The organism is Micromonospora sp. NPDC047753 (assembly GCF_040642735.1).
GTDB lineage: Bacteria > Actinomycetota > Actinomycetes > Mycobacteriales > Micromonosporaceae > Micromonospora.
Genome location: NZ_JBEYSL010000247.1, coordinates 1 through 9,647, shown reverse-complemented (window position 1 = coordinate 9,647; position 9,647 = coordinate 1). Strand labels below are relative to the sequence as shown.

Genomic DNA, 9,647 nt, shown 5'->3' with positions numbered 1-9,647 from the left:
ACGCCACGAAGTCGGTGAAGGTGTTCTTCTTGGCCAGCAGCTTGCCCTGGTCGTACCACCGTCGGCCCAGTTCACCGCCGCCCCGGGTGTGCGCCTCCACCCGCAGGGCCAGCTCGGAGAAGTCGAGCGACCGGAAGCCGATCTCCCGCAACTGCGCCGCGTCGTCAGCGGGCAGCTCCTTGTCCTGATTCTTCAGCACCTGAGCCATGAGGTCGCGGATCTGCGCGCGACTCAATTCGTTCATGCGCCGCAGTCTACAACCCAACGAATGCATATCTGATTTCCCGGTAGGCCCGGGTAAGGTGCCGGGGCCCGACGTGAACGGCTAGGAAAGCGAGACGCACGTGCTGCGCGAAGCGACGGCGGACGACGTTCATCTGATGTTGTCCTGGCGTAATCAGGAAACCAATCGACAGGTCAGCAAGACCAGCCACGAGATCACCGCCGCCGAGCACGCCCGCTGGTGGTCGGCGGTCCGCGACGACCCGTCCCGGCGGGTGCTGGTGTACGTCCGCGAGGACCGGCCCTGCGGTGTGGTCACCTTCTTCGACCTGCGGTTGGATGGCCCTCGGACCGGCGCGTGGGGTTTCTATCTCGACGCCGAGGGCCTGGACGCCAGGGGCGAGACGCTGCCGGCCTGGCTGGGGGTCATGCGGGAGGCCGTCGAGTACGCCTTCGACGGGCTGCACCTGGATCGACTCGACGGCGAGGTGCTCGGCCACAATACCGTCGTACGACAGATGAACCGACGTTTCCGATTTGTCGAGGGCTCACCGCGACAGGAGCTGTCCGACGGCCGGGAAATCACCGTCGTCCCGATTTCCCTGGCTCGGGCGGACCGCCGCCAGCGCTGATTGGTGGACCATTTTCCGAAATGGACGGGAACCATTAACCGACAGTGCTCCCGGTGGACATCCGCCGTTCACGAATAGCGGATTCCAACGGGCGCGGTGGGTCAGACGCGCCGCCAGGCGGCCCAGTGCTGCGCCGGGTTACCGCCGAGTCGAACGAAGCCGTAGGCCGCCCCGTCCCAGTCGTCGGCCTGCCCGGGTGCCCAGCGGGCGAACACGACCTGCGCCGCTGCCGGCGGCTGCTTGTCACCGAACCACCGGACGTCGGTCCAGGTCACCTGGTGGCTGAGGTTGAACCGCAGGACGTAGTGCACGCCGGTCGAGGCCCACACGCGCTCGCCGGGGCGTACGCCCACGTCGGCCACCCGGGGCGTCGGGGCGGTGCTCTCGGCGGCCGGTCGTACGATTCGTTGGTCGATCACCTGCATCGTGACGAGGTTGACCACCACGAGGGCGCCGAGGATCGGCAGCCGCAGGCGGGGCACCCGGGCCGCGGCGACGAGCAGCACACAGCCGGCGATGCCGACCAGCGACCCGACAACCGGTCGCAACTCCCGCCAGCCCCCGGTCAACGCCACCAGGTCCGGCGCGCTGAAACCGCCGTAGCGCAGCTCGTGGCCCTGGCTGGCCACGTACGCGAGTCGGGCCGCGATCAGCGCGCCGCCACCAACCAGCAACGCCACCGCGACCGCCGCCCGGCGCAGCACCACCCGCCAGCCGGCGGTGAACAGCACCCCCACGCCGACCAGCAGCCAGAACGGCGCGAGCATCTGCACGTACCGGCCGTAGATCGCGTCCAGCGGCTTGCCGGTGATGCCGGACAGGATCACCGACGCGCCGCCGGCCACCCCGACGGTCACCACCAGTGCCACGCCCATCGTCCAGCGGGCCGCGTCGCCGTGCCGCGGACGCCACAGCTCGCGGACTGCCCCGGCCCAGGCCACCCCGGCCAGTCCGAACGTGATCACCACGAGGTACCAGAGCTGGGTGGTGACCGCGGCGCTCACCCGGACCACGCCCTGGGCGGAGGCGATCGCGTCGAGCGTGCTGCCGCCGGGAGTGCTGCCGAGCAGGTAGACCTTGCCGCCGAGGTAGCGGATGGCGGCCTCGTTGACGAGCGCCATGGCGAGCACCGGCAGCAGCGCCGCGAGCACCACGGGCGGGCTGATCCGGCGGCGGACGAACAGAAGCAGGACCAGCCCGGCGTGCACGGCCACGATCACCAGGCCGCGGGAGTGCAGCAGGTGGAACCCGCCGACGAGCAGGCCCACTGTGGCGGCGGCGAGGGGGCCGGGCCGGGTGATCCAGCGGTGCACGGCGAGCAGCCAGGCGACCACGAGCGGCGCCATCACCGCGTCGATCATGGCGACGCCCGCGTAGAAGGCGGTGGCCGGCAGGGTCGCCGCCGCGACCGCGCCGAGCAGCGCGTACGAGCGGCGCAGCTGAAACAGACGACGACCGAACAGGTACGCCAGCGGCAGCAACGTCGAGTTCGCCATCGAATTGATCAGCTGGACGATCCGGTAGCTGTCGGTGAAGTCCCGGTCCCCGAGGAACGCCGGCGAGATCAGCATCGGGTAGCCGACCCGGCGCAGCAGGTCGTTCTCGCTGCTGAAGCCCCCCGGACCGCCGGCCAACGCGCGGGCGGTGTTCAGGTAGCTGTCCTCGTCGGTGTGCGCGATGGGCAGCACTGTGTGCCGGGACCACCACATGCGCCAGGCCACGCTGAGCATCCAACCGACGACCAGCAGCAGCGGCACCAGCCACCGTCGGGCGGGCGGGCCGCTCGGCGTCCCGGCCGCCACCACCGGCCGTTCGATCACGTCACTACCGGGTGCCATGAACGCCTCCAGAATTGCCGGCCGTACCGGGCCCGCGCGGATTCACGGGCCCACCGCCCGGCGTCGGAGACGCTCGGGGCGGCCCGCTCGCACCGAGCCGGTGTGGATGTCGGGTGAACGCCTGACCTGGCTGCGCGCCGGGCCGCCGGGTCGTTCGCGCGGTCACTGTAACGGCCCGGTCCGGCCAGGTCAGCCCACATCCGGGGCGGTCGGAAGTGTTCGCCTGCGCGGTGTTCGGCATTCACGGGAGCAGAGGTTGCGGTTCACCCGCGAGCGTCGGGGAGTTAACCCGCCATGGCTAGCGTGTCACCCCGGTCGGCCGGCCCAGGGCCGCTCGTTCATCCACGAACACGGGAGCACCACATTGAGTGAGTTGAATGGATCGTCCATTCTGATCACCGGGGGAACTGGTTCCTTCGGCAGGACGTTCCTCCGGCACATCCTCAACGAGGCCGACCCCGCCCGCGTGGTGGTGTTCTCCCGCGACGAGCTCAAGCAGTACGAGCTGCGCCAGCAGCTCGGCGACGACCCGCGGCTGCGCTGGTTCATCGGCGACATCCGGGACCGGCACCGCCTCACCCGGGCCATGCACGGCGTCGACCACGTGGTGCACGCCGCCGCGCTGAAGCAGGTGGACACCGCGGAATACAACCCCTCGGAGTACATCGCCACCAACATCACCGGCTCGCAGCACGTCGTCGACGCGGCGATCGAGGCCGGCGTCAAGAAGGTCATCGCGCTCTCCACCGACAAGGCGTCCAGCCCGATCAACCTGTACGGCGCGACCAAGCTGGTCGGCGACAAGCTGTTCGTCTCGGCCAACCACTACGCCGCCCAGCACCCCACCCGGTTCTCGGTGGTGCGCTACGGCAACGTGGTGGGCAGCCGCGGCTCGGTGGTCCCGCTGTTCCGCCGGCTGGCCGCCGAGGGCAAGAGTCTGCCGATCACCGACAAGCGGATGACCCGCTTCTGGATCACCCTGGACCAGGCCGTGCAGTTCGTCATGGACTCGTTCGACCAGATGCAGGGCGGCGAGCTGTTCGTACCGCGCATCCCGAGCATGCGCATCCTCGACCTGGTCGAGGCCGTGGCCCCGGACGCCACCACCCACGAGATCGGGATCCGGCCGGGCGAGAAGCTGCACGAGGAGATGATCGCGCCCGACGACAGCCGGCGGACGCTGCGTGCCGACGGCCGGTTCATCGTCCAACCGACCATCGCCACCTGGGGCTACCAGGCGCCGAGCGACTGCGACCCGGTGCCGGACGGCTTCGCCTACCAGTCGGACACCAACGACGAGTGGCTCAGCGTCGAGCAGTTGCGCGACATGCTCGGCATCAACGGATGACGGGGATGCTCCCGTACGGCCGGCAGTCGATCAGCGAGGACGACGTCGCCGCCGTCGCCGACGTGCTGCGCGGCGACTGGCTCACCACCGGTCCGCAGGTCGACGCCTTCGAGGCCGACCTCGCCCGGTGGACCGGCGGAGTCGGTGTCGCCGCCGTCTCCAACGGCACCGCGGCGCTGCACGTGGCGTACGCGGCGGCCGGGGTGGGGCCGGGCGACGAGGTGGTCGTCCCGCCGATGACGTTCGTGGCGACCGCCAGCAGCGCGGTCGCCCTCGGCGCGAAGATCGTGTTCGCCGACGTCGACGACGAGACGTTCTGCCTCGACCCGGCGGCGGCCGCCGCCGCGGTCACCTCGCACACGAAGGTCGTCGCCGCCGTCGACTACGCCGGCCACCCCGCCGACTACGACGCGCTGCGCACGTCGATCGAGGGCAGCGACGCGCTGCTGCTCGCCGACGCGGCGCACTCCGTCGGCGGTACGTACCACGGTCGGCCGGTCGGTTCGCTCGCCGACCTCACCACGTTCTCGTTCTTTCCCACGAAGAACCTGACCACCGCCGAGGGTGGCGCGGTCGCGGCACTGGACCCGGAGATCCTGAAGCGGGCCCGCCGGTTCCGTGGTGTCGGCGTGGTCCGCGACCGCGACGACCTGCGGTTCCCGGACGAGGGCGACTGGCACCAGGAGGTGCACGAGTTCGGGCTGAACTACCGGCTGCCGGACGTGCTCTGCGCCCTGGGCCGCAGCCAACTACGTCGGCTCGGCGAGTTCACGGCCCGCCGCAGCGCCCTGGTCGCCCGCTACGACGAGGCGCTGGCCGACCTGGACGGCGTGCTGCTGCCCAACCGCAGGTCGTGGGCCGACCCGGCCTGGCACCTCTACCCGATCCGAGTGCTCGACGGACGCCGCCGCGAGGTGTACGACCGGATGCGCGCCGCCGGCATCGGCGTCCAGGTCAACTACATCCCGGTGCACTGGCACCCGGCCTTCGCCGACCTGGGTTACCGGCGCGGATCCTGCCCGGTGGCCGAGTCGTTCTACTCCCAGCAGCTCTCGCTGCCGCTGTACCCGGGGCTCAGCGACGCCGACCAGGACCGCGTCATCGACGCGCTGACCGCCGCTGTGCGCGGTGGCCCGGTGCGTCTCGCCGTCTGATGGGAACCTGATGCACCACGCCAACCATTTCTACGGCCACGCGCATGTGCTGGCCCGCTACGCCGGCCTCGGCGACCGGCACCCACCCCGGATCAACGGGTACGTGCAGCACGGCTGGAACATCGGTGACGGCCTGGCCCCCGGCCACCCGTACGCCGAACGCACCCCCAGCCTGCTCTGGTCGGAGCAGACCCGCCGCCGGGCCTGGTCGGTGGGGCGACGCAACGTGGTGGTCATCGGCGCGCCGTTCACTTACCTGTTGGCGATGCGACCCGAGGAACCACCGGCCGAGGAGCGGGAGGGCACGATCTGGTACCCGTTCCACGGCTGGGAGGGTCAACACGTCAAGGGCGACCACCGCAAACTGATCGACCTCATCCAGGACACCGAGCCCGGTCCGGTCACGGTCTGCCTGTACTGGCACGAGTACCGGATGCGCAACGTACGCCGGCTCTACGAGCGCGCCGGGTTCCGGGTGATCTGCCACGGCTACCGGGGACACTGGTGGAAGGACACCGACCCGGAGTTCCTCGACCGACAGCTCACCGAACTGCGCCGCCACCGCCGGGTAGCATCCAACCGGCTGACCAGCGCGATCTTCTACGGCATCGCGGCCGGATGCGAGCCGGCGGTCTACGGCGACCCGATGATCCTGTCCAACGAGGACCCCACCTTCGGCGGTACCGCTCGGATCCGACGGCAGTGGCCGCAGCTGCACGGCACCACTGTCGACCTGCCCACCGCCGTCGAGATCGCCCGCGCCGAGCTGGGCACCGACCACCGATGCACGCCCGCCGAGCTTCGCGAGCTGCTCGGTTGGGCGAACCTCCAGGAGGAAGAGGAAGACAGTGACGACTGAGACGGCACCCGCCGACCGGATCACCCTGCCGGGCGGCGAGATGCTGGCCTGGTCGGACCTGCCGCAGGAACGGTTGGCCAACGGTGGGCCGCTCGCCGCGCTGGCCGCACGGCTGGTGCCGCCCGGCGCCCGGGTCCTGGTGGCCGGTCCACACGACCCGGCACTGCTCGACCAGCTCACCCACGCCGAGGTCACCTGCCTGCTGCGCAGCCACCTGGACGCGGTGGCGCTGGCGGACCGGGCCGCCCGCGTGGTGGTGGGCGGCCCGGCCGGGCTACCCGACGACGAGACGTACGACGTGGTGATCGCGGCTGCCGGGCTGGACCCGGTGGAGTCGGTGGAGGGCACCCGCCTCGGCTGGGACGCCGTGCTGGCACGACTCGTCGCCGCGGTCCGGCCGGGCGGCGCGTTGCTGCTGCGCCTGGACAACCCGCTGGGCCTGCACCGGCTCGTGGACACCAGCCCCTGGTACGCCCGCCGCGACGACTCCGCCTGGACCATCGGTGGTGTGCTGGACCGCGCCCACCCGGCCAACCGGGACCAACTGCGCGAGCGGCTCGGCGCGGCAGGGCTGCGACCGGCCGCGTGCTGGGCCGCGTACCCCGATGTCAGCACCCCGACGGCGTTGCTGGACGCCGACCACCTCGACCGGGACGCGGGCTCCGGCCTGTTCGACGCGGTGCTGCACGGCGCCTGCGCCGGGGGTTTCACCAGCGCCACAGTGCTCCAGGACCCGGCCCGGCTCGCGGTGGACGCCCTGCACGCCGGGCGTGCCGCCGACCTCGCACCGGGCTGGCTGACCCTCGCCCACCGGCCCGCCGAACCCACGGACCCGGCCACGCCGGTCGTCGAGGCGGACCTGCCGGTGGCTCTCGTGCAGACCGGTCGCCCCGGCATCGGCGTGCAGGAGGTGCTGCACGGCCCGTCCGGTTGGCGCTGGGGGCTCATCCCGGCCACCGACGCGACGACGCCGGCCGCCGCGCCGTTCGCCAGCCGCGAGGCCGCCTACCGCGACGCCGACGCGTTGTCCGGACCGGTGCCGTCCGGCCGGCTGCTGCGTACCCTGCTGCTCGACGCCTCGCTGCGCCGCGACCTGGCCACCCTGCGCGCGCTGCTGCACGGGTACGCGGGCTGGCTCGCCGGCCAGGCCGATGCCGACGGCCGGATCGCCGGAGCGGCGGCGCTGGCCGGCACCGACAACGTGGTGGTCGACGGCGAGCGGTACGCGGTGCTCGACCCCAGCTGGCGGGCCACCGCCGCGTTGCCCGCCGACGTGGTGCTCGCCCGCAGGCTGTGGCGCTTCGCCGCGGGCCTGCTCACCGGCGGGTACGCCCACCCATGGTCGTCCACACTCGACGTCGCGGGCCTGACCGTGGTGCTCGGCGGACTCGCCGGCCACGACCTCGACCGCGCGACAGTCAGCGAGGCGATCGAGGCCGAGGCGGCCATCGCCGCCGCGCTGCACGGGCTGGACGCCGACGGCACTGTCGGCCTCGCCACCGAACTGCACGCCGTCACGCCGACCGACCCGCCGGTCGGCGGGCACAGCTACCAGCAGCTACGCGAGGCGTGGCTGCGCCAGCGCGAGGAACTCACCCGGTTGGCGGCGCTGGCCGCGTGGACCGAGGAACTGCTCACCTCGCGGGAACGGGCGCTGCGCCGGGCCGAGACGACGATCAGCCTGCTCAGCGGGTCGCTCAGCTACCGGGTGGGCCGGCTCGCCATCACCCCGGCCCGGCTGGCCAAACGGGGTGCCCGCGCCGCCAAACGCCGGGCCACCGCGGTGCTCGCCCCCAAGCAGGAGGAGCAGCAGTGACCGGCGTACCGGTGGCCGAGGCCTCCACGGACGACGCGGGGCTGCGGATCGTCGGCATCGTGCAGGCTCGGATGGGTTCGTCCCGGCTGCCCGGCAAGGTGCTCCGCCCGCTCGCCGGACGCTCAGTGCTGGGCCGGGTCGTACGCGCCGCCTCCGACAGCGGCGTCCTGGCCGACCTGGTCGTTGCCACCAGCACCGACGCGGTCGACGACGCGGTGGCCGCCGAGTGCGCGCGGCTCGACGTGCCGTGCCACCGCGGGCCGGTCGACGACGTGCTCGACCGGTTCGTGGGCGCCCTCGCGGCGCACCCGGGAGACGCCGTCATGCGGTTCACCGCCGACTGCCCCCTGCTCGACCCGGAGATCATCACCCTGGTCGCATCGGTGTACCGGGCGGTCCCCGGGCTGGACTACGCCAGCACGTCCATCGCCCGGACCCTGCCCCGAGGGCTCGACGTCGAGATCATCCGAGCGGAGACGCTGCGCACCCTGGGCCGGCTCGCCACCGACCACCACCGGGTGCACGTCACCTCGTACGCGTACACCCATCCGGAGCTGTTCCGGGTGCTCGGGGTGACGCTCACCCCGGACCGCTCCGCGCTGCGGCTCACCCTCGACACCGAGCAGGACTGGACGCTGGTCAGCGCGATCATCGACCACTTCGGTGACGTCAGCGTGCCGCTGGCCAAGCTCGCCGACTGGCTCGACGGCCAGCCCCGGCTGCGCGCGCTCAACGCCGACGTACGACAGAAGCACCTGGAGGAATCCTGAGCACCCTGAGGGTCGGGTTGCGCTGTGACGCCGGGCCACGGCGCGGCGTCGGCCACCTCGTCCGCTGCCTGGCGCTCGCCGAGGAGTTCCTCGCCCGGGGTGCCGACGTCACAGTGTTCGGCACCGTCGAACGGCTCGACTGGGCAACCACGGAGCTGGCCGCGCGGGGCATCCCGCTACTCCCCGGCCCGGAGTCGGCGGCCGACCTGGTCGAGGCGGCCCGCCGACACCACCTGGACGTACTGGTCCTCGACTCCTACGAACTGGACCCGGCCGGAGCCGGCGCCGTGCGCGCCGCCGGGGTCCACACCCTCGCCATCATCGACGGCGACAGCCGGGGCCAGGTCGCGGACCTCTACCTCGACCAGAACTTCGGAGCGGAGCTGCCCAGGTTGAGTGCCGGGGCGGACCTGCCCGAGCTGGGGTCCGCCGCGGCGCTGCCCGGCCGGCTGCTCGCCGGCAGCGGGTACGCCCTGCTGCGCGACACCGTGATCAGCGCCCGGCCGCCGGTCGCCCCGCCCGCCAGGGCGGTCAGCCGCCCCCGGGTGCTGGCCTTCTTCGGCGGCACCGACGCGGTCGGCGCGGCCCCGGTCCTGACCCGGGTGCTGGCGGCCACCGGTCACCCGATGGACCTCACGGTCATCGTCGGCCGACCCGAGATCGAGGCGGAGGTCGACGATGTCGCCCCCGGCCGGGGGCAGACCATCCGAGCGGTCCCGCCCACCACCTCGCTACCGGCACTGATCACCGAATCCGACCTGGTGGTGAGCGCCGCCGGCACGTCGACCTGGGAACTCTGCTGCCTCGGCGCACCCAGCGCACTGGTCTGCGTGGTCGACAACCAACGTGAGTCGTACACCCGGGTGGTTCGTCACGGCCTGGCCGCCGGCCTCGGCGAGCTGCCGGAACTGACCGCGAGCGGCGTCGCCGGACGAGCCGCCCGCGCGACGGCGGCGCGAACCCTGCACGGGCTGCTCAGCTCGCCGCAGCGGCGCGCGACGCTCGCCG

At 72.3% G+C, this 9,647-nt stretch carries 9 protein-coding genes; 7 read left to right on the top strand and 2 right to left on the bottom strand.

The annotated features are described in order from the left end of the window. Positions 1 to 244 (bottom strand): prolyl oligopeptidase family serine peptidase (locus ABZ749_RS20535; RefSeq protein WP_357229976.1); only part of this gene is annotated, 244 nt, incomplete at its 3' end. A 100-nt stretch (positions 245 to 344) separates the two neighbouring features. On the opposite strand from ABZ749_RS20535, the gene ABZ749_RS20530 reads away from it, so the two are divergent. Beyond that, positions 345 to 854, top strand: coding sequence for a GNAT family N-acetyltransferase (locus ABZ749_RS20530; RefSeq protein ID WP_357229975.1), 510 nt, complete (start codon positions 345 to 347; stop codon positions 852 to 854). A gap of 101 nt (positions 855 to 955) precedes the next feature. Here the strand turns inward: ABZ749_RS20530 and ABZ749_RS20525 are convergent, their stop codons facing one another. Next, positions 956 to 2,692 carry a hypothetical protein gene (locus tag ABZ749_RS20525; protein ID WP_357229973.1) on the bottom strand — a complete coding sequence of 579 codons (1,737 nt, stop codon included), beginning with the start codon at positions 2,690 to 2,692 and terminating at the stop codon, positions 956 to 958. Between the two features lie 364 nt (positions 2,693 to 3,056). Here ABZ749_RS20525 and pseB point away from each other — a divergent pair, with 364 nt between their 5' ends. The 6 genes from pseB to ABZ749_RS20495 all read left to right on the top strand — a co-directional run. After that, on the top strand, positions 3,057 to 4,040 hold the full coding sequence (pseB, locus tag ABZ749_RS20520) for a UDP-N-acetylglucosamine 4,6-dehydratase (inverting) (RefSeq protein WP_357229971.1): 984 nt from the start codon (positions 3,057 to 3,059) through the stop codon (positions 4,038 to 4,040). After that, positions 4,037 to 5,194, top strand: a complete 1,158-nt coding sequence (locus ABZ749_RS20515) for an aminotransferase class I/II-fold pyridoxal phosphate-dependent enzyme (protein ID WP_357229969.1) — start codon at positions 4,037 to 4,039, stop codon at positions 5,192 to 5,194. The genes pseB and ABZ749_RS20515 overlap by 4 nt, the downstream gene beginning before the upstream one ends. Positions 5,195 to 5,204: 10 nt before the next feature. After that, positions 5,205 to 6,053 carry a hypothetical protein gene (locus tag ABZ749_RS20510; protein WP_357229967.1) on the top strand — a complete coding sequence of 283 codons (849 nt, stop codon included), beginning with the start codon at positions 5,205 to 5,207 and terminating at the stop codon, positions 6,051 to 6,053. Further along, positions 6,043 to 7,869 (top strand): class I SAM-dependent methyltransferase, encoded by a 1,827-nt coding sequence (locus ABZ749_RS20505; RefSeq protein WP_357229965.1) that lies wholly within the window; start codon positions 6,043 to 6,045, stop codon positions 7,867 to 7,869. The genes ABZ749_RS20510 and ABZ749_RS20505 overlap by 11 nt, the downstream gene beginning before the upstream one ends. A 41-nt stretch (positions 7,870 to 7,910) precedes the next feature. Continuing rightward, the gene (locus ABZ749_RS20500) at positions 7,911 to 8,639 is read left to right on the top strand and encodes a glycosyltransferase family protein (protein ID WP_355007318.1); all 729 of its coding nucleotides are present in this window, start codon (positions 7,911 to 7,913) and stop codon (positions 8,637 to 8,639) included. After that, positions 8,636 to 9,647: spore coat protein (locus ABZ749_RS20495; protein ID WP_357229978.1), on the top strand; the 1,012-nt coding region annotated here is incomplete at its 3' end. The genes ABZ749_RS20500 and ABZ749_RS20495, both read left to right, overlap by 4 nt.